This is a genomic window from Streptomyces sp. NPDC002055 (assembly GCF_040296705.1).
Lineage (GTDB): Bacteria > Actinomycetota > Actinomycetes > Streptomycetales > Streptomycetaceae > Streptomyces.
The window spans coordinates 1-20,848 of sequence record NZ_JBEOXS010000004.1 but is presented as its reverse complement, the minus strand read 5'-3'; the positions used below and the strand labels follow the sequence as shown (position 1 = coordinate 20,848).

The following is a 20,848-nucleotide window of genomic DNA, read 5'->3' as shown; positions in this document are numbered from 1 at the left end:
ATGCCCGAAGGAGACAGCGTCTGGCGGACGGCCCGGCGGCTGGACGAGGCCCTGGCCGGCGCACGCCTCGTCCGCTCCGACCTCCGAGTGCCCCGGCTGGCCACCGCCGACCTGTCGGGACGTGAGGTGCACGAGGTGGTGGCGCGCGGCAAACACCTGCTCACCCGCGTCGAGGGCGGGCTGACCCTCCACTCCCATCTGCGCATGGAGGGTGCCTGGCACGTCTACACCCCGGACGAGCGCTGGCGGGGCGGCCCCGACCACCAGATCCGCGCCGTTCTGAGCACCGCGGAACACACCGCGGTCGGCTACCGGCTCCCCGTGCTCGGACTGCTGCGGACGGCCGACGAGGACAGCGTGGTCGGCCACCTCGGCCCAGATCCGCTCGGCCCCGACTGGGATGCCGCCCTGGCCCTGCGACGGCTGCTCGCCGACCCGTCCCGCCCGCTCGGCGAGGCCCTGCTCGACCAGCGCAATCTGGCCGGCATCGGCAACGTCTACACGTCCGAACTGTGCTTCATGGCGGGCGCCACCCCATGGCTCCCGGTCGGCGAGACCCGCGCCCCGGACCGGCTGGTCGCCCTGGCGCAACGCCTGCTGGAGGCCAACCGGAACCGCACCGCCCGGGTCACCACCGCCGACCCCCGGCGCGACCACCGGCTGTGGGTCCACGGCCGGGCGGGCCGGCCCTGCCGGCGCTGCGGCACCACCGTGCTCACCGCCGACCAGGGCCCCGCGGGCCAGGAGCGCATCACCTACTGGTGCCCTTCCTGCCAGTCCGGGCCCTCCCCGCGGAGCGGCTGAAGCAACCGGACGGCCGAGGGCCACCGACCGGCCAACGGACGGGGCCAGGACCGGCGCGGGGAGGGGCCGGCCGCGGCCCACGCCGGGAACCGGTGCCGGACCACACGCACACCAATTGACGCGCCGTCAGATCTGCTCGTACCGTCACACCATGGGCATCGGGGTGTACGAGCTCACCGGCCGCACCGCTCTCGTCACGGGCGCGGCGAGCGGCATCGGCCGCGCCACCGCGGTCCTCCTCGCCCGGGCAGGCGCCTCCGTCCACTGCACCGACCTCGACGGACCGGGCGCCCGCACCACCGCCGAACGGATCACCGCGGACGGCGGCGCAGCGCACGCCCACACCCTCGACGTGACCGACCGCGAGCAGGTGCGGGAGACCGTCGCGGCGGCCGTCCGGGCGGACGGGCGGCTCGACGTCCTGGCGGCCGTCGCCGGAATCATGCACAGCAGCCCGGTACTGGAGACCGACGACGCCGACCTGGAGCGGGTCCTGGCCGTCAACTTCACAGGGGTGCTGTACAGCTGCCAGGAGGCGGCCCGGGCCATGATCGCGGGAGGGGCCGGCGGCAGCATCGTCACGATGGCCTCCGGCGCCGTCGACACCGGCGCCCCCGGCCTGCTCTGCTACGGCGCCGCCAAGGCCGCCGTCGTCCAGCTCACCCGGACCCTCGCCACCGAGGTCGGCCGCCACGGCATCCGGGTCAACGCCGTCGCCCCCGGCTGGATCCGCACCCCCATGACCGCCCGCCGCACCCCCGGCGCACAGCACGGCACCGAGCAGGCCATGGTCCGAGCGGCACCCCTGGGCCGGGTCGGCGAGCCCGAGGACGTCGCGCACAGCGTGCTGTACCTCGCCTCGGACGCCGCGTCGTTCACGACAGGTCAGATTCTGCGCCCCAACGGCGGTGTCGCCATGCCCTGGTGACCTTCCGCACCACCCCCGCCGCCGGCCCTCCGGCCCCGGCGGCCGCCTTGGGCACGCAGTGGACGGGCAGCAGGCTCAACCCCCAGCCCCCTGCGGTGACCGCCATCTCGACCGGGCCCGCCTCGGCCGGCCGGGTCACCAGACGCAGCGTCGCCCAGCACCACACCGCGCCCAGCAGGAGCGCGGCGGCCACCCCCACAGCCCGGGCCACGGGTATTCGCCACGGGCCGCGGCACTCCGCCCCGCCGGGCCGCGCCGCCGTCACCCCCCGGCTGCCTATTCGGGCCGGATGACCGCCCTCCACATCCCGCACCAGCATCGCTGCCTCCTCCGGCCGACGCACCGTCGGCGGAATCGCTCCCTCACGACGGGGCACGGGGCGGAAGAAGGCTCCGCTCCCGTGCTCCCGTTCCGTGTCAGGCGTTCTCCGCCTGGAACATCCAGTAGTGCTTCTCCAGGTCGGCCGTCAGCCCGATGAAGATGTCCTGGCTCACCGGGTCGGGCTTCTCGGTGGACTCGATGCGTTCCCGCATCCGGGTGATCACCGCGCCCAGCGCCGCGACCAGCGTCCGTACCGCTTCCACGTCCTTGATCCAGCCGTCGGCGATCGTGGCGATGCCGCTGCTCTTGGCCACCGTGTCGGACCGCCCGTCCGGGGAGACACCCAGCGCCGCGGCGCGCTCGGCCACGGTGTCGGCATGCTGCCGGGCGGTGGCGACGACCTCGTCGAGCTGGAGGTGGACGGAGCGGAAGCGCGGGCCCACCACGTTCCAGTGCACCTGCTTGGCGACCAGCGAGAGGTCCACCAGGTCCACCAGCCCGCCCTGAAGAGCGTCGCCGACAACCTTGAGGTCCTGTTCGGAGAGCGGGCTCTTGACGACAGCCATCCGTTCCTCCTGCTGTGCTCTGTGACGTTCCTCTCAACCATCGCATACCCGGTCGAGACGGAGCATTCCGGAATTCTCGCTACAGGAGCCGCACGATGGCGGCACCCGCACATCAGGTCGCCTACCCGGAAACAACGCACTGAGCCCCGGCCGGAGGACCGACCGGGGCTCAGAGGACAGGGAAAGGGGGGTGCGGCTCGTCAGGCAGCCACGACGTCGACGGCCTCCGCAGGGGCCTTGATCGTCACGCGCTCCTCGGGAACGCCCGTCACGGAGGTGACCGAGACCGAGTTGAGCATCGGGCGCATCGCCGGCACCGTCTCGCCGACCGTGGCGGACTGCGCCAGCTCGGCCAGCGACAGTTCGTCGCTCACCTCGCGCATGACCTCGGACATCCGCACGTCCAGCGCGTCACAGATCGCGGAGAGCAGTTCGGAGGAAGCCTCTTTCTGCCCCCGCTCCACCTCCGAGAGGTAGCCGAGGGAGACCCGTGCCGACGAGGAGACTTCGCGCAGGGTCCGCCCCTGGCGCTGGCGCTGCCGACGCAGCACGTCACCCAGCAGGCGACGGAGCAGAATCATCGCTGGCTCCCTCCTCGGGCCTCGGATGCGGATCCTTCTCGCACCACCGTACCGCCTCGGGCGGCGGCCGTGCGGGGAGCGATGACGTGTTCACTCAGGGCTGCAAACATCAACTCCCCCCGTTCTGTTCCGTATCCTGTGTCCGCTCATTTTCGATCAGTTCGCCCAGCAGCCGTTCCAGCGCCGCCTGAACGCTCTCCGAGCGAATACCCGCCCGGTCGCCGTCGAGTCCCAGCCGCAGACCGCTCGTCGTGCCTCCGGGGCCCGCCACGGCCACATGCACCGTGCCCACCGGCTTGCCGTCCTGGGGATCCGGACCGGCGACCCCGGTGGTCGACACTCCCCAGTCTGCGCCCAGCAGCCGCCGCACGCCTGCCGCCATCTGCCGGGCGACCTCGGCGTCGACGGCACCGCGTTCGGCCAGCAGGGCGCCGTCCACCCCCAGCACCGTCCGCTTGACCTCGCTCGCATAGGCGGTCACCGAGCCCCGGAAGACCCGCGAGGCACCGGGGACGGAGGTCAGCTCCGCCGCGATCATGCCTCCGGTCAGGGACTCCGCCACCGCCAGGGACTCGCCGCGCGCCGCCAGCAGCCCGAGCACGGTGGCGGCCGCGCCACCGGTCATCGCGCCGTGCCCGCGGCCGTGCGCTCGCGTTCCGCGGCCAGGCCCGCCCGGCGCAGCACCACGGCCTGCCGTATGTAGTCCAGGCCCGTCGCCACGGTCAGCACGACCGCCACGGCCATGACCCAGAAGCGGAGGGTGGCGAGCGGTCCGGTCAGCGCCAGGACGTACATCCCCACCGCGGTTCCCTGGGCGAGGGTCTTCAGCTTGCCGCCGCGACTGGCCGGGATGACGCCGTGCCGGATCACCCAGAACCGCATCAGCGTGATGCCGATCTCCCGGAACAGGATGACGCCCGTGACCCACCAGGGGAGGTCGTCCAGGGCGGAGAGACAGATCAGTGCCGCGCCCATGATCGCCTTGTCGGCGATCGGGTCGGCGATCTTCCCGAAGTCCGTGACCAGGTTGTACTGCCGGGCCAGATGGCCGTCGAACAGGTCGGTGATCATGGCGACGGCGAAGGCCGCCCAGGCGAAGGAGCGCCAGGCCGGGTCGTATCCGCCGTTGTGCAGCAGGAGCAGCACGAACCCCGGCACCAGGAGCAGCCGGGCCATCGTGAGGATGTTGGCGATGTTCCACAGCCCGGCCTGCGGGGCCGCCGGCGCGCCCACCGAGCCGCCCCGCATCGGCGCGCGGCCGGAACCGCTCGCTGCGGACGCGGGGACTCCGCTCATGCGGCGGCCTCCTCGTCAGGACACCCGGTCAGCGGCTCGGCGACCAGGTCCACGCCTTCGGTCGCCACCACCTTTGCTTCGACGATACGGCCCGGCGCAAGACCCCGGGAGTCGGTGAGGACGACCTGGCCGTCCGTCTCCGGCGCCTGGTGCGCCGCCCGCCCGATCGCGCCGTCGGCCTCGTCGACCGTCTCCACCAGCACCTCGACGGTCTCCCCGAGGCGCTCCTCGGCACGCTGCGCGGTGAGCTCCTCGGCGAGCCGGGAGATGTGGGCCAGCCGCTCGGCGATGACGTCCTCGTCGAGCTTGTTGTCGTAGGTCAGCGCCTCGGTGCCCTCCTCGTCGGAGTAGCCGAAGACGCCGATGGCGTCCAGCCGGGCCCCGGTCAGGAAGCGCTCCAGCTCGGCCAGGTCGGCCTCGGTCTCGCCGGGGAAGCCGACGATGAAGTTCGAGCGGGCACCGGCCTGCGGTGCCTTGGACCGGATCTCCTCCAGCAGCCCCAGGAAGCGGTCGGTGTCGCCGAAGCGGCGCATCGCCCGCAGCACGCCCGGCGCGGAGTGCTGGAAGGACAGATCGAAGTACGGCGCGACCTTCGGCGTCGACGTCAGGACGTCGATCAGACCGGGCCGCATCTCGGCCGGCTGGAGGTAGCTGACCCGGATCCGCTCGATCCCGTCGACCTCCGCCAGCTCCGGCAGCAGGGACTCCAGCAGGCGGATGTCGCCCAGGTCCTTGCCGTACGAGGTGTTGTTCTCGGAGACCAGCATGACCTCCTTGACGCCCTCCGCCGCCAGCCACCGGGTCTCGTTCAGCACGTCGGACGGGCGGCGGGAGATGAAGGAGCCGCGGAACGCCGGGATGGCGCAGAAGGAGCAGCGGCGGTCACAGCCGGAGGCCAGCTTCACCGAGGCGACGGGGCTGGTGTCGAGCCGGCGGCGCAGCGGCGCCCGCGGCCCCGAGGCGGGCGCGAGCCCTTCCGGAAGGTCCTCCGGGGCGGGGGCGATGTCGCCGTGGCCGGGGAGCGCCACGGTGGCGTCCTGGCGCTCGGCGGGGCTGATGGGCAGCAGCTTGCGGCGGTCGCGCGGCGTGTGGGAGGCGTGCACGCCTCCGGAGAGGATCGTCTGCAGGCGGTCGGAGATGTCGGTGTAGTCGTCGAAGCCGAGCACGCCGTCGGCCTCGGGCAGCGCCTCCGCAAGATCCTTGCCGTAGCGCTCGGCCATGCAGCCGACGGCGACGACGGCCTGGGTGCGGCCGTGGTCCTTGAGGTCGTTGGCTTCGAGTAGGGCGTCGACGGAGTCCTTCTTGGCGGCCTCGACGAAGCCACAGGTGTTGACGACGGCGACGTCCGCCTCGGCGGCTTCCTGGACGAGTTCCCACCCGTCCGCCGCCAGACGGCCTGCGAGCTCCTCGGAATCCACCTCGTTACGGGCGCAGCCAAGGGTGACGAGAGCGACGGTGCGGCGTTCGGGCATGAGCTCAGCCTACTTTGTCCCGGGAGCGCCTTCCGCTGCCAGGGTTGCCCCGCCGGACCGGGCGGGCCGGACTCAGCCCGCCTGCGGGTCCCCCTTCGTGTAGCTCAGCCGCTGGACCTGGCCTTCCTCGCCCCGGTCGTCGATCTGCTTGCCGTTGACGAAGAGCTTGACGGCACCGGCATTGCCCAGCACCAGATCGATGCGCTGCTTGTCCGTGAAGGTCTTGGAGGCGCCTTCCTTGAGCACGCCCTCGTGCAGCAGCCGCCCGCTGTGGTCCTTGGCCGAGATCCAGCTGGAGCCGTTCTCCGCGGTGAGCTTGACCGTCACCTTGTCGGCCGGGACGGCCGCGATGGCGCTGTCGGACGGCTCCGGCTCGGGCGCGGACGACTCCTTGCGGCTGGGCTCGCTGCTGGGCTTCGCCGAGGAGGTCTTGCCCGCCACCGCCTTGCCGCCGGCCTTGTCGCCTCCGCTGAACATGGTGAACCCGACGAACGCGACGACCACGACGATCGCGGCGACCATCGCGGCGGTCCAGTTGGGGCGGCGGGGTTCCGGACGGATCCGCTCGGCCTCGAACAGCGGGGCCGCCGGGGTCGGCTCGGGACGTCCGCCGTGCTCGTCGTCGTACCGCGACACGAGGGCATCGGCATCGAGGCGGACCGCGCGGGCGAGCGCCCGGATGTGCCCCCGGGCATAGACGTCGCCACCGCAACGGGTGAAGTCGTCCTGTTCGATCGCATGCACGATCGGGATGCGCACCCGTGTGGTGGAACTGACGTCCTCGACGGACAGTCCGGCGTCGGTACGGGCCTGCTGGAGCGCACGCCCGAGCGAGGGCCGGTCGTCCTCGACGGAAGGCCGGTCTTCTTCGGGGGAGTTGCCGATGGACACGAGGGCGCCTTTCGAGCGTGTAGCCACCTGCTGGATGTTCAGTCTAGGGGTGGTACGAAAGGGTGGGGCAACCGGGAGGACGGAGTTTGTACGCCATCTGTATGGCCACCCCGTCCGGGTGCCTGCACCCGCTCGACCTCCCCCTTCGACATGACGTCTTGGGCAGCGGGACAGTTGCTTCGTTCCCGCTTACGGAGGAGTCTCACCCCGGATCACGGCGAGGACTCCGTCCAGTTCATCCGGTTTGATCAGTACGTCGCGGGCCTTGGAGCCCTCGCTCGGTCCGACGACCCCGCGCGACTCCATCAGGTCCATCAGCCTGCCCGCTTTCGCGAAGCCCACACGCAGCTTCCGCTGGAGCATCGAGGTCGAGCCGAACTGGGTCGAGACGACGAGCTCCGCCGCCTGGCAGAGCAGGTCCAGATCGTCGCCGATCTCCTCGTCGATCTCCTTCTTCTTCCCGGTGCCCACCGTGACGTCGTCCCGGAAGACCGGGGTCATCTGCGCCTTGCAGTGCTCGACGACGGCGGCGACCTCATCCTCCGTCACGAAGGCGCCCTGCATCCGCACCGGCTTGCTCGCGCCCATCGGGAGGAACAGCCCGTCGCCCTTGCCGATCAGCTTCTCCGCGCCCGGCTGGTCGAGGATGACCCGGCTGTCGGCGAGCGAGGAGGTGGCGAACGCCAGCCGCGAGGGCACGTTCGCCTTGATCAGGCCGGTGACCACATCGACGCTGGGCCGCTGGGTGGCCAGCACCAGGTGGATGCCGGCGGCCCGCGCCAGCTGGGTGATCCGCACGATCGCGTCCTCGACGTCGCGCGGCGCCACCATCATCAGGTCGGCCAGCTCGTCCACGATCACCAGCAGATACGGGTACGGCGCGAGCTCGCGCTCGCTGCCCTCCGGCGCCTTCGCCTTGCCGCTGCGCACCGCCGCGTTGAAGTCGTCGATGTGCCGGAAGCCGTAGGCGGCGAGGTCGTCGTAGCGCAGGTCCATCTCGCGCACCACCCACTGGAGGGCCTCGGCGGCCCGCTTGGGGTTGGTGATGATGGGGGTGATCAGGTGCGGGATGCCCTCGTAGGCGGTCAGCTCGACGCGCTTGGGGTCGACCAGGACCATCCGGACGTCGTCCGGGGTCGCCCGGACCATGACCGAGGTGATCAGGCAGTTGATGCAGGACGACTTGCCGGAGCCGGTCGCACCGGCGACCAGGACGTGCGGCATGGTCGCCAGGTTGGCCATCACATAGCCGCCCTCGACGTCCTTGCCGAGCGCGACGAGCATCGGGTGCTCGTCCCCCGCGGCGTCCGCCAGCCGCAGGACGTCGCCGAGGTTCACCATCTCGCGGTCGGTGTTCGGGATCTCGATACCGACCGCGGACTTGCCCGGGATCGGGCTGATGATCCGGACGTCCGGGCTGGCGACGGCGTAGGCGATGTTCTTGGTCAGCGCGGTGATCCGCTCGACCTTGACGGCCGGGCCGAGTTCGATCTCGTACCGGGTGACGGTGGGGCCGCGGGTGAAGCCGGTGACCGCGGCGTCCACCTTGAACTCCGAGAAGACGTTCGACAGCGAGGCCACCACCGCGTCGTTCGCGGCGCTGCGGGTCTTGCCGGGCCCGCCGCGCTCGAGGAGGTCGAGCGACGGGAGGGAGTAGGTGATGTCCCCGGCGAGCTGGAGCTGTTCGGCGCGGGCCGGCAGGGGGCGGGTGCCCTCGGGGGCGGCCTTGGTCAGGTCCGGCACACCGCCGGACGCCTCGGCCGGCTGCTTCTTCTTCTCCGGCGCGGCGGCCTGCGGCCGCTCGGCGGCGCCCGTACCCGTGCCGCGGGCCGCCGACGCCTCGGCGGACCGGTCCGCGGTGACCGAGTGGCTGAGGTCGGCGACGACCGGGGAGGGCTGCACACCGTGCATCACCGCCCCGTCCAGCGCGGCGGCCGCGGCCGCCGCGACGTCCACGGCGTCCATCGGGCCGTCCGCACGGGGGCGTACCGACGGCCTGCGGGCCCGGCGCCGCCGGGTGAGCTCCTCGTCCTCCGCCCCGTCCGGGCCGCCGTCGGCGTCGTCGGGAGGGGCCACCGCGCGCCGCGGACGCCGGGCGGGAGTCTCCCGCCACGCGCCGGCGTACTCCTCGTCCGCGTATCCGCCGACCGTGTCCTCGTCCACGAGGCCGAGCCGCGCGCCGAGCTGCCGCATCCGGCGGGGAATGGCGTTGACCGGGGTGGCCGTCACCACCAGCAGGCCGAAGACGGTGACGAGGACCAGCAGCGGTACGGCGAGCACCTCGCCGACCGTGAAGATCAGCGGCTTGGACGCGCCCCAGCCGATGAGGCCCCCCGCGTCCTGAATGGCCTCGGCGCCCTCGCCGCGCCCGGGCGATCCGCACGCCATGTGCACCTGTCCGAGCACACCGACGACCAGCGCCGACAGCCCGATGACGATCCGTCCGTTCGCCTCCGGCTTCTCGGGGTGCCGGATGAGCCGCACGGCGATGACGCCCAGCAGTATCGGCACCAGCAGATCGAGCCGGCCGAACGCCCCGGTGACCAGCATCTCCACCAGGTCGCCGACCGGGCCGCGGAGCCGGGACCAGGTGCCCGCCGCGACGACGAGCGCCAGCCCCAGCAGCAGGAGCGCCAAGCCGTCCTTGCGGTGGGCGGGGTCGAGGCCCCGGGCCCCGCGCCCCACTCCGCGGAACAGCGCCCCGACCGTGTGCGCGAGTCCGAGCCACACCGCGCGGGCGAGCCGGTAGACGCCGTTGGTCGGGGACGTCGCCCGGGGCGCGGGCCTGCGGGCCGCGGCCTTCTTGGCGGGAGCCTTCTTCACCGGCGGCCGCTTCGCGGGTGCCGCGCCCTTTTTGGCGGGGACCTTCTTGGCAGCCGTCTTCCGGGGGGCACTCGCGGTACGACCGGCGCGCGGCTTCGAAGTGCCCGCCGCGCCCTGGGAACCCTTGCCGGACGTACGTGAGGCCATGGTGACGAGGTTACCGGGGACCGACCCGTGGGACACGTGTGCCCACGGGTTAACCCGTTCGTGTCGCCGACGGAAATCCGCGTGTTGACGATGGGTCAACACGCGGATGACACGCGGCTGCCGTACCGCGACGGCAGCGTCAGTTCTGCGACGGCAGCGCCGACGCGCCTTCCCCCGTGCCGGGCTCCAGCGCGTCCAGCGCCCGGCGCAGCCCGGTGAGTTTGCGCTCCAGATGCGCCGCCGTGGCGACGGCGGCAGCGTCAGCGGACTCGTCCAGTTGCTTGGACAGCGCCTCGGCCTGCTCCTCCACCGCGGCGAGCCGCGCCGAGAGCTCGGCCAGCAGCCCGGCGGGCTCCTTGCTGTCCCCGGGCGCCGGCTGGCTGCCCTCCAACTGCAGCCGCAGCAGCGAAGCCTGCTCACGGAGCTGACAGTTCTTCATGTACAGCTCGACGAAGACCGAGACCTTCGCCCGCAGCACCCACGGGTCGAACGGCTTGGAGATGTAGTCCACCGCGCCCGCCGCGTAACCGCGGAAGGTGTGGTGGGGACCGTGGTTGATGGCCGTGAGAAAGATGATCGGGATGTCCCGTGTCCGCTCACGGCGTTTGATGTGCGCCGCGGTCTCGAAGCCGTCCATGCCCGGCATCTGGACATCCAGCAGGATGACCGCGAAATCGTCCGTCAGCAGCGCCTTGAGCGCTTCCTCCCCTGACGATGCCCGCACCAGCGTCTGATCGAGCGCGGAGAGGATCGCCTCCAGCGCCAGCAGATTCTCCGGCCGGTCATCGACCAGGAGGATCTTGGCCTTCTGCACCATGGCCCGTCCTCCTCGCCCCGGCATGGGGCCTCCCCTGTCCGCAGGACTCGGGGAAGCACCGGGCGCCGCCCCAGCGGACGACTCCCTTGCGTCGCCCGTCCTTGTGCCGGTCATGGTAGCCGCACCCCGCCTGTCGCCACACCCTGTCACCGCGATGTCACTGTGCACGTAGCAGAAACGCGGTGGGAGACCAGAAGGTTCCCCGAATACCGCGTTCCCACACGTGTTCGGCAACACTCAGTCAGCGGCGGGCCGCATCCACTGATGCATCACCGTGAGCAGGTGGTCCGTGTCGACCGGCTTGGTGACATAGTCGGACGCGCCCGACTCGATACTCTTCTCCCGGTCCCCCTTCATCGCCTTCGCGGTGAGGGCGACGATCGGCAGACCGGCGAACTGCGGCATCCGGCGGATCGCCGCCGTCGTCGCATAGCCGTCCATCTCCGGCATCATGATGTCCATCAGAACGACCGCCACATCGTCGTGCTGCTCCAGGACTTCGATGCCCTCGCGCCCGTTCTCCGCGTACAGCACCGACAGTCCGTGCTGTTCCAGCACGCTGGTCAGCGCGAAGACGTTGCGGATGTCGTCGTCCACGATGAGCACCTTCTCGCCGTGGAAGCCGCCCTCGAAGGCCACCGCCACGGCGTCCTCGCCCTGGCCGTTCCAGGTCTCCTCCGGTGCCGCCGCGGGCGCCGGAAGCTCCCGGGCGGCAGGCCGCTGCGGCTCCGGGGCAGCGGCCCGCCGGCGCAGCCGGGCGAGCCCGCCGACGCCGCGCCGCGGAGCCGGCTGTGCCTCCGCCGGGGGCAGGATCTCCCGCGGCGGTTCCAGCTCGGCGGCCGCGGCCCCGAGCAGCGGGTCCCCGGCGGGCGCCGCGAGTGCCCCGGCGCCGGTGGGCCCGGCGGGGGCGAGCTGCGGGTAGCCCTGCGGGGGCAGTTCGCTGGGGTTGAGCGGCAGGTAGAGCGAGAAGGTGGAGCCCCGGCCGGGCTCGCTGGCCGCGTGGATCTCACCGCCCAGCAGCCGGGCGATCTCCCGGCTGATGGACAGCCCGAGGCCGGTGCCGCCGTACTTCCGGCTGGTGGTGCCGTCGGCCTGCTTGAACGCCTCGAAGATGACCCGCATCTTGCTGGCCGCGATGCCGATGCCGGTGTCGGTCACCGAGAAGGCGATCATGTCGGCGTCCGGGTCGCGCAGCGAGCCGTGCTCCAGCAGCTGCTCACGGATGGCGTTGGGCACATCCGCCCCGGCCGGCCGGATCACCAGCTCCACGGCCCCGCCGTCGGTGAACTTCACCGCGTTCGACAGCAGGTTGCGCAGCACCTGGAGCAGCCGCTGCTCGTCGGTGTGCAGGGTCGCCGGAAGCTCCGGGGAGACCCGTACGGCGAAGTCCAGGCCCTTCTCGGCGGTCAGCGGGCGGAACGTGGCCTCCACGTAGTCCACCAGCTGCACCAGCGCGATCCGGGTCGGGCTGACGTCCATCTTGCCCGCCTCGACCTTCGACAGGTCGAGGATGTCGTTGATCAGCTGGAGCAGGTCCGAACCCGCTCCGTGGATCGTCTCGGCGAACTCCACCTGCTTCGGCGAGAGGTTGGAGTCGGCGTTGTCCGCGAGCAGCTTGGCCAGAATGAGCAGCGAGTTGAGCGGGGTGCGCAGCTCGTGCGACATGTTGGCCAGGAACTCGGACTTGTAGCGCATGGAGACCGCCAGTTGCTCGGCGCGCTCCTCCAGCACCTGCCGGGCCTCCTCGATCTCGGTGTTCTTCACCTCGATGTCGCGGTTCTGCTGGGCCAGCAGCTCGGCCTTCTCCTCCAGTTCGGCGTTGGACGACTGGAGGGCCTTCTGCCGGTTCTCCAGCTCCGCCGACCGCTCCCGCAGCTGCTCGGTCAGCTCCTGCGACTGCTTCAGCAGCACCTCGGTCTTGGTGTTGACACTGATGGTGTTGACGCTGGTCGCGATCATCTCCGCGATCTGGCTGAGGAAGTCCTTCTGGATCTGCGCGAAGGGCTGGAACGACGCCAGCTCGATCACGCCCAGGACCTGGCCCTCGAAGAGCACCGGCAGCACGATCACATGGGCCGGCGGCGCCTCGCCCAGCCCGGAGGCGATCTTCAGATAGCCCGGCGGCACGTTCTCCACCAGGATGGTCCGCTTCTCCTCGGCGGCCGTGCCGATGAGCGTCTCCCCGGGCCGGAAGGACGTCGGCATGGTGCCCATGGAGTAGCCGTAGCTGCCGATCATGCGCAGCTCGTACGAACCGTCCTCGGCCGGCGCCCCGACCTCGGTGCCGTCCCCGGTCGGGGTGGCCAGGAAGAACGCGCCGTGCTGGGCGGAGACCACCGGCGTCAGCTCGCTCATGATCAGCCCGGCCACGTCCTTGAGGTCGCGGCGGCCCTGCATCAGACCGGAGATCCGGGCCAGGTTGCCCTTGAGCCAGTCCTGCTCCTTGTTGGCGAGCGTGGTCTCGCGGAGGGTGGCGATCATCGTGTTGATGTTGTCCTGGAGCTCCAGGATCTCGCCGGCCGCGTCCACGTCGATCTTCAGATTGAGGTCGCCGCGGGTCACCGCGGCGGCGACGGCGGCGATCGCCCGCACCTGGCGGGTCAGGTTGCCCGCCATCTCGTTCACCGATTCGGTGAGGTCCTGCCAGGTGCCGTCGACATCGCGCACCCGCGCCTGACCGCCCAGCTGGCCCTCGGTACCCACTTCGCGGGCCACCCGGGTCACCTGCTCGGCGAACGACGACAGCTGGTCCACCATCGTGTTGATCGTCGTCTTGAGCTCGAGGATCTCGCCCCGGGCATCGATGTCGATCTTCTTGGTGAGATCGCCCTTCGCGATGGCGGTGGTGACCATCGCGATGTTGCGGACCTGTCCGGTCAGATTGGACGCCATCGAGTTCACGGACTCGGTGAGGTCCTTCCACGTGCCCGAGACGCCGGGCACCCGGGCCTGACCGCCGAGGATGCCCTCGGTGCCCACCTCGCGGGCCACCCGGGTCACCTCGTCGGCGAAGGACGACAGCGTGGTCACCATGGTGTTGACGGTGTCGGCGAGCTGCGCGACCTCGCCGCGCGCCTCGACCGTCACCTTCTTGGTCAGATCGCCGTTGGCCACCGCCGTCGCCACCTGGGAGATGTTCCGCACCTGAATGGTGAGGTTGTTCGCCATCAGGTTGACGTTGCCGCTGAGGTCCTTCCAGATGCCCGTGACGCCGGGCACCCGGGCCTGACCGCCCAGCTGGCCCTCCGTGCCCACCTCACGGGCCACCCGGGTCACCTGCTCGGCGAACGAGGAGAGCTGGTCCACCATCGTGTTCACCGTGGTGACCAGTTCGAGGATCTCGCCCTTGGCGTCGACCGTGATCTTCTTCGACAGGTCGCCCTTGGCGACCGCCGTGGTGACCTCCGCGATGTTGCGCACCTGCGAGGTCAGGTTGTTCGCCATGAAGTTGACGGACTGGGTGAGGTCCTTCCAGGTGCCGGAGACCCCCTGCACCTCGGCCTGGCCGCCGAGGATGCCCTCGGTACCCACCTCACGCGCCACCCGCGTCACCTGGTCCGCGAACGAGGACAGCTGGTCCACCATCGTGTTGAGGGTGTTCTTCAGCTCCAGGATCTCGCCCCGGGCGTCCACATCGATCTTCTGGGACAGGTCACCGCGCGCCACCGCCGTGGCGACCTGGGCGATGTTCCGCACCTGAGCGGTGAGGTTGCCGGCCATGCCGTTCACGGAGTCCGTGAGGTCCCGCCAGACACCGGCCACGCCGGGCACCTGCGCCTGACCGCCGAGCCGCCCGTCCGTGCCCACCTCGCGGGCCACCCGGGTCACCTGCTCCGCGAAGGCGGAGAGCTGGTCCACCATCGTGTTGATGGTGTTCTTCAGCTCCAGGATCTCGCCGCGGGCGTCGACCTCGATCTTCTGGGAGAGGTCACCGCGCGCCACCGCCGTCGTCACCTGGGCGATCTGCCGCACCTGAGAGGTGAGGTTGCCCGCCATGAAGTTGACGGAGTCGGTGAGGTCCTTCCACGTCCCGGACACCCCGTCGACCTGGGCCTGACCGCCGAGCCGGCCCTCGGTGCCCACATCGCGCGCCATCCGGGTCACCTGGTCGGCGAACAGGGACAGCTGGTCCACCATCGTGTTCACGGTGGCCTTCAGCTGGAGCATCTCACCGGACACGTCCACGGTGACCTTCTGCGACAGGTCGCCGTTGGCCACCGCCGTCGTCACCTGGGCGATGTTCCGCACCTGCCCGGTGAGGTTGCGGAAGGCGGTGTTCACCGAGTCGGTGAGGTCCTTCCACGTACCCGCGGCACCCGGCACCTGCGCCTGACCGCCGAGTTCACCCTCCACGCCGACCTCACGCGCAACGCGCGTCACCTCGGCGCCGAAGGACGACAGCTGGTCGACCATCGTGTTGACGGTGTTCTTCAGCTCGAGCATCTCGCCGGCCACGTCGACCGTGACCTTCTGGGAGAGATCGCCGTTCGCCACCGACGTCGTGACCTGCGCGATGTCCCGCACCTGCGTGGTCACGTTCCGGAAGGCGGTGTTCACCGAGTCGGTGAGGTCCTTCCACGTACCCGCGGCACCCGGCACCTGCGCCTGACCGCCGAGCTGGCCCTCGGCCCCCACCTCGCTGGCGACCCGCGTGACCTCGTCGGCGAAGGTCCGCAGCGTCTCGGTCATGGTGTTGATCGTCTCGGCGAGCTGGGCGACCTCGCCCCGTGCGCTCACCGTGACCTTCTGCGACAGGTCGCCGTTGGCCACCGCCGTCGTCACCTGGGCGATCCCCCGCACCTGCGCGGTCAGATTGCCCGCCATCAGGTTGACGGAGTCGGTGAGGTCCTTCCACACACCGGCCACGCCCGGCACCTGCGCCTGGCCGCCGAGCTCGCCCTCGGTGCCCACCTCGCGGGCGACGCGCGTCACCTCCGAGGAGAACGAAGAGAGTTGATCCACCATCGTGTTGACGGTGTTCTTCAACTCCAGCATCTCTCCGGCCACATGGACCGTGACCTTCCGCGACAGGTCGCCCTTGGCGACCGCCGTGGTCACCAGCGCGATGTCCCGCACCTGCGCGGTCAGCCGGTAGGCCATCGTGTTGACGGAGTCGGTGAGGTCCTTCCAGGAGCCCGACATGCCGCGCACCTTGGCCTGACCGCCGAGCTTGCCCTCGGTGCCCACCTCGCTGGCCACCCGCGTCACTTCGTCGGTGAACGCGGACAGCTGGTCCACCAGCCCGTTGACGGTCCGGCCGACCTTCAGGAACTCGCCGCGCAACGGGTGCGCCGTTCCGTCCGAGCCCAGCGCCCGCAGATCCATCCGCTGCTCGAGATCGCCCTCGGAGACCGCGGACAGCACCCGGCCGACCTCGGACACCGGCCGGGCGAGGTCGTCCACCAGCGCGTTGGACGCGTCGATCGCCGCCGCCCAGGAGCCCTCGCAGGCGCCGGTCTCGAGCCGCTCGGTGAGCTTTCCCTCACGGCCGACCACCCTCCGCACCCGGGCGAGCTCACCCGTGAGGTGGAGATTCCGGTCCGCTACCTCGTTGAACACGGCGGCGACCTCGGACATCAGGCCCTCGCCCGACACCGTCAACCGCTTACGGAAATTTCCGTCCCGCATGGCGACCAGGCCGGTGAGCAATCTGTTCAGCGCGGCCGTATCCACTTCGGTCGTCCCGCTATTACGGGAACGTCCGCCTTTCGCGCGCGTGCTTGCGCCCCGCGCCGCTGCGCCAGACTCCACCGTGTCCCTCCCGCAGGGTCGACCGTTCTAGCCAGGTTCTGTTCAAGCGTGCCCAGTGTTTCACCCTGGCCCTACCAGGCCATAACAGTTCGGCAGCATCGCACAACGCCTACCGCACTCTCCGGACGGAAACACTCGCGACCGGCATCCGCACGGACCGCGAAGGTAAGTAACCTGGCATCCGGCTGTCCATCCACCCGACACCGGGTGGAGTGTGCAGCGAAACGACTTGGCATCGGCGGGGTGCCGCGACGGGGTCCGTCCGGCCCACAGGGAGCGGGGATGAAGGAGCGGGGCGAGGGCTTGGTCCGGCAGAGCATCGCAGACAGTGAGATGGACCACTCGCCGGACGGAGAGGGCGCAGTCGTGCTCCCCGGCTCCTTCGACGGCGCGGCCGCCCCCGAGGAGGACACCGGGGCACCCCCGAGGAGGACAGTGATCACCGCCCGGGCCGCGGCCACCTTCGAGCCGGTCGGCCGCTCGGTCGCCGTCGCCCGGGCCTTCGTCCGGGACACGGTCCAGGGCTGGGGCCTCTCGGACATCGTGGACGACGCCGTCGTCCTCACCAGCGAGCTGGTGACGAACGCGGTGGTGCACGCCGGCACCGCGGCCGACGTCCTCTGCCTCCGCACCGACCAGGGCGTACGGATCGAGGTCGCCGACCGGTACCCGGAGCGGGAACTCCCGCTCCAGAACAGCCGCAGTCACATCGCCCACCCGGACCGGGAGGGCGGCCGCGGCCTGCTGCTCTGCGGCGCCCTGGCCACCTGCTGGGGCGTCGAGTACACCCCCACCCACAAGCAGGTCTGGTTCCAGCTCGACCTCTCCGAGCGGCTCGCCGGGACCCGCTCCGCCGGGCCGGCCCTGCCCACCGACGCCCTGCCCGTCGCCGACTCCCGGGTCCGGGTCGCGGTGATCCAGATCGACCGGGCCGGGGCCGTGAGCTCCTGGAGCGACGACGCCCAGGACCTCTTCGGCTTCGTCCCCGAACAGGTCGTCGGCAAGCCCCTCACCGACTTCGCCGCCTGGCCGCACACCCCTGGGACCGGCACCGGCATCGCCGAGGCGCTCCAGCTCTCCCGCTGGGAGGGCTCCTACGGCATCCGGGACGTGGACGGCCGCGTCGTCCCCGTCTACGCCTCCCACCTGCGGGTGCGGGACGCCGCGGGCGAGCCGTCCACGGTGTGCCTGCTGGTCCGCGACCACGAGCGCGCCGTCCTCCAGGCCACCCTGCGGGCACCGGCCTCCCGGGACAGCTCCGCCTCCTCCGCCGACGGCCGCGGTCCGGCCACGGACCCCTTCGAGGTCTTCATCGGCTCCCCCGCCCCGGACGACCTCGACGGCCTGCTCCAGCGCACGGTCGAGCGGGCGCGCGACATGCTCGACGGCGACTCCGCCTATCTGCTGCTGGCCACCGACGACGAGACCGAGCTGGAGGTCCGCGCCTCCACCGGGCTGCCGTCGGCCCGTCAGCGCTTCGCCCGGGTCCCCGTCGAGGCGGGCACCGGCCGCTACGGCTCCGCGCGCATGCCCGCGGTCCATGAGGACCTCACCGTGGTCCCCGGCGCCGTGCCGCTCCTCGGCGGCACCGGCATGCGGTCCGTGGTGACGGTTCCCCTCAAGGTCGAGGGCAGGCTGACGGGATCGCTGGGCGTGGCCGCCGAGGCACCCGGCCGCTACACCAACGAGGAGGCCCTGCGCCTGCAGTTCGCCGCCGACCGCATCGCACTGGCCGTCGAACGGGCCCGGCTCACCGAGCTCGAACGGCTGCGCCGCGGTTCGCTGTCCTTCCTCGTCGAGGCCTCCGACCTGCTCGCGGGCACGCTCGACCGCGACCAGACGCTCGCCCTGATGGCGCAGATGACGGTCCCGACGCTGGCCACCTGGTGCGCGGTCTACACCGTCGCCGACCAGTCCACCGAGCCCGAACTCTCCTACGTGCTGCACGAGGACGAGGACCGGATCGACGGCCTCAAGACACTGCTGGGCAAGGTCCCGCCGCCGGACCCGGTGCCGACGCCCGGCGCCCGCGTCTGGACCGCGCCCAGCGATGCCGCCCACTCGGCGGCGCTGCGTTCCTCGCTGCGGAACCTCGGGCTCGGCGACCACTCGGCGTCCGGCCCCGGCCCCTCGCTCGCCACGGCCTCGGCCGTCGGCGGCGAGACCGTCGTCCTGCCACTGGTCGCCCGCAACCGCGTCATCGGCATGCTCACCCTCGGAAAGCCCTCCGAGGAGCACTTCCGCCAGGAGATCCTGGAGCTCGCCGAGGACCTCTCCCGCAGGGCGGCGCTCGCCCTGGACAACGCCCGGCTGTATTCGGAACGCACCGCCATCAGCCAGTCGTTGCAGCGCAGCCTGCTGCCACCGGAGCAGCCCGAGGTCCCGGGCGTCGAGGTGGAGGTCATCTACCGCGCGGCGGGCGAGGGCAACGAGGTCGGCGGCGACTTCTACGACCTCTTCCCGATCCGTGACGGCGCGTACGGCTTCGCCATCGGCGACGTCTGCGGCACCGGCCCGGAGGCCGCCGCGGTGACCGGCCTGGCCCGGCACGCCCTGCGGCTGCTCGCCCGTGAGGGATTCGGCGGCCCGGCCGTGCTGGAGCGGCTGAACGCGGCCATCCTCGACGAGGGCGCCCGCAGCCGCTTCCTGACCCTGCTCTACGGGGAGTTGTGGCCGCAGCACGACGGCAGCGCGGTGCTCAAGGTGGTGTGCGCCGGGCATCCGCTGCCGCTGCGGCTCCGGCAGGACGGCAGCGTCGAACCGGCCGCGGAGCCCCAGCCGTTGCTCGGTGTGATGGACGATCTGGAGCTGTACGAGCAGACCGTCACCCTCGACCCCGGCGATGTCCTGCTCTGCGTCACGGACGGGGTGACCGAGCGCCGCGAGGGCACCCGCATGCTCGGTGACGACGGCCTGGTCGAGGTCCTGACCACGTGCACCGGACTGACGGCCGGCGCCGTGGCCGCACGCATCCTGCGGGCCGTCGAGCGCTTCGCCGCGGAGCCCGCCTCGGACGACATGGCCATCCTGGCCATGCGGGTACCCGAGTTGCAGACGGACTGAGCGGACGGGCTCCCGGCGGCAGGACGCCGGGAGCCCGGACCTCGGCGCCGCGGTGAACGAGAAAGACAGTGAACGAGAAAGGCCCCCGCCAACCGGCGGGGGCCTTCTTCTTGGAGCCCCAATACGGAATCGAACCGTAGACCTTCTCCTTACCATGGAGACGCTCTGCCGACTGAGCTATTGGGGCGCAGCGACGAACTCAATACTACCCGAACACAGCTGCGCTCCTGACCACACCCGGAGCCGCCCCACACGGGCCGCCCGACAGCACGGATTCGCGTCCGACGACGGCCCTGATCGTCCTGTGTGCCGGCTCAGGCGGGCTGCAGCAGTCCGCCGAGCGCGTTGCATGCGGAAGCCACCCGGTGCAGCTCACGGCGCGTCATGCCCGCGTCCACCGGAAGGGCCAGACACTCGTCGGCGGCCCGTTCGGTCTCCGGCAGCCACACATCACGGCGGAAGAGCGGCAGCCGGTGCACGGGGGTCTGCACGGGGACCCGGCAGCGCACGCCCCGGGCCTTCAGCGTCCGGGCGAAGGCGTCCCGGTCGGGCCGCCCGTTGCCGGGTACCCGCACCACGTACTGGACGAAGGTGTGGCCGGCGCCCGGGGCGATGCCCGGGGTGACGACGTCCGTGAGCCGGCGGGTGAGGTACGCGGCGTTGGTCTGCCGTACCGAGATCTCGGCCGAGGAGCTCTCCTGGTCCTGGTGTTCGGCGACGGCCAGGCCTCGCTGTTCGGCGATGCGGCCGATGCGGGCCATGTCGGCCCGGTGGCCGAACTGGTGGACCGGGACGACGGCCGCCGTCCTGGAGGTCACCGCGTCCTCGACCGCCGCCGGATCGACACAGAAGGTGTCCGCGTCTATGTCGACGAACACCGGCACGCCGCCGGCCTGGCATACGGCGTCCGCCACCTCGACGGGTCCGTACGACGGCACGATCACCTCCATGCCGCGCACGCCCGCACTCGTCAATGCTCGCTGTACCGCGTCTGCAGGGTGTCCCAGTTCCATGCCTCGGATCGTGCCCGGGCAATGTGAACACCAAGTGGCGGGCACCACAACGCGAGAAAGCCCTGTCGGGAACCGAAGTTCCCGACAGGGCTTTCTCTCAATGATTGTTCGGCGGCGTCCTACTCTCCCACAGGGTCCCCCCTGCAGTACCATCGGCGCTGAAAGGCTTAGCTTCCGGGTTCGGAATGTAACCGGGCGTTTCCCTAACGCAATGACCACCGAAACACTATGAAGATAACAACTCCAGCCAACAAAAGGCGAGTTCGTTACTTCAGAACAAACACAGTGGACGCGAGCAACTGAGGACAAGCCCTCGGCCTATTAGTACCAGTCAACTCCACACGTTACCGTGCTTCCATATCTGGCCTATCAACC

At 71.1% G+C, this 20,848-nt stretch carries 14 protein-coding genes, 1 tRNA gene and 1 rRNA gene; 3 read left to right on the top strand and 13 right to left on the bottom strand.

Annotated features, from left to right (window positions below; translation table 11 throughout):
* On the top strand, positions 1-804 hold the full coding sequence (locus tag ABT112_RS03080) for an Fpg/Nei family DNA glycosylase (protein WP_351504904.1): 804 nt from the start codon (positions 1-3) through the stop codon (positions 802-804).
* Positions 805-955: 151 nt separating this feature from the next.
* Positions 956-1,732, top strand: a complete 777-nt coding sequence (locus ABT112_RS03075) for an SDR family NAD(P)-dependent oxidoreductase (RefSeq protein WP_351504902.1) — start codon at positions 956-958, stop codon at positions 1,730-1,732.
* On the opposite strand, the gene ABT112_RS03070 is transcribed toward ABT112_RS03075, so the two are convergent.
* The 10 genes from ABT112_RS03070 to ABT112_RS03025 form a co-directional block, all read right to left on the bottom strand.
* Complete coding sequence (locus ABT112_RS03070) at positions 1,680-2,051, bottom strand: hypothetical protein (protein WP_502975233.1); 372 nt, start codon at positions 2,049-2,051, stop codon at positions 1,680-1,682. The genes ABT112_RS03075 and ABT112_RS03070 overlap by 53 nt on opposite strands.
* A 97-nt stretch (positions 2,052-2,148) precedes the next feature.
* Positions 2,149-2,619 (bottom strand): Dps family protein, encoded by a 471-nt coding sequence (locus ABT112_RS03065; RefSeq protein WP_351504901.1) that lies wholly within the window; start codon positions 2,617-2,619, stop codon positions 2,149-2,151.
* A gap of 200 nt (positions 2,620-2,819) precedes the next feature.
* The gene (locus ABT112_RS03060) at positions 2,820-3,200 is read right to left on the bottom strand and encodes a helix-turn-helix domain-containing protein (protein ID WP_351504898.1); all 381 of its coding nucleotides are present in this window, start codon (positions 3,198-3,200) and stop codon (positions 2,820-2,822) included.
* A 109-nt stretch (positions 3,201-3,309) separates the two neighbouring features.
* On the bottom strand, positions 3,310-3,825 hold the full coding sequence (locus tag ABT112_RS03055) for a CinA family protein (protein WP_351504896.1): 516 nt from the start codon (positions 3,823-3,825) through the stop codon (positions 3,310-3,312).
* Positions 3,822-4,496, bottom strand: coding sequence for a CDP-diacylglycerol--glycerol-3-phosphate 3-phosphatidyltransferase (gene pgsA / locus ABT112_RS03050; protein ID WP_351504894.1), 675 nt, complete (start codon positions 4,494-4,496; stop codon positions 3,822-3,824). Before pgsA ends, ABT112_RS03055 begins: the two co-directional genes overlap by 4 nt.
* Positions 4,493-5,968 (bottom strand): 30S ribosomal protein S12 methylthiotransferase RimO, encoded by a 1,476-nt coding sequence (rimO, locus tag ABT112_RS03045; protein WP_351504893.1) that lies wholly within the window; start codon positions 5,966-5,968, stop codon positions 4,493-4,495. Before rimO ends, pgsA begins: the two co-directional genes overlap by 4 nt.
* Positions 5,969-6,040: 72 nt before the next feature.
* Positions 6,041-6,859, bottom strand: coding sequence for a helix-turn-helix domain-containing protein (locus ABT112_RS03040; protein ID WP_351505153.1), 819 nt, complete (start codon positions 6,857-6,859; stop codon positions 6,041-6,043).
* A 189-nt stretch (positions 6,860-7,048) separates the two neighbouring features.
* Positions 7,049-9,829 carry a DNA translocase FtsK gene (locus tag ABT112_RS03035; protein WP_351504891.1) on the bottom strand — a complete coding sequence of 927 codons (2,781 nt, stop codon included), beginning with the start codon at positions 9,827-9,829 and terminating at the stop codon, positions 7,049-7,051.
* 139 nt (positions 9,830-9,968) lie between these two features.
* Entirely contained in the window at positions 9,969-10,646 is a 678-nt protein-coding gene (locus ABT112_RS03030) for a response regulator (protein WP_351504889.1), read from the bottom strand.
* 237 nt (positions 10,647-10,883) lie between these two features.
* Positions 10,884-16,397 (bottom strand): HAMP domain-containing protein, encoded by a 5,514-nt coding sequence (locus ABT112_RS03025; protein ID WP_351504887.1) that lies wholly within the window; start codon positions 16,395-16,397, stop codon positions 10,884-10,886.
* Positions 16,398-16,832: 435 nt separating this feature from the next.
* On the opposite strand from ABT112_RS03025, the gene ABT112_RS03020 reads away from it, so the two are divergent.
* The gene (locus tag ABT112_RS03020) at positions 16,833-19,460 is read left to right on the top strand and encodes a SpoIIE family protein phosphatase (RefSeq protein ID WP_351505151.1); all 2,628 of its coding nucleotides are present in this window, start codon (positions 16,833-16,835) and stop codon (positions 19,458-19,460) included.
* Positions 19,461-19,571: 111 nt separating this feature from the next.
* On the opposite strand, the gene ABT112_RS03015 is transcribed toward ABT112_RS03020, so the two are convergent.
* The 3 genes from ABT112_RS03015 to rrf form a co-directional block, all read right to left on the bottom strand.
* Positions 19,572-19,647: transfer RNA gene (locus ABT112_RS03015), tRNA-Thr, on the bottom strand.
* Positions 19,648-19,774: 127 nt separating this feature from the next.
* Positions 19,775-20,473 (bottom strand): DegT/DnrJ/EryC1/StrS family aminotransferase, encoded by a 699-nt coding sequence (locus tag ABT112_RS03010; protein WP_351504885.1) that lies wholly within the window; start codon positions 20,471-20,473, stop codon positions 19,775-19,777.
* A gap of 106 nt (positions 20,474-20,579) precedes the next feature.
* Positions 20,580-20,696 (bottom strand): 5S ribosomal RNA (gene rrf, locus ABT112_RS03005).
* Positions 20,697-20,848 lie beyond the last annotated feature (152 nt).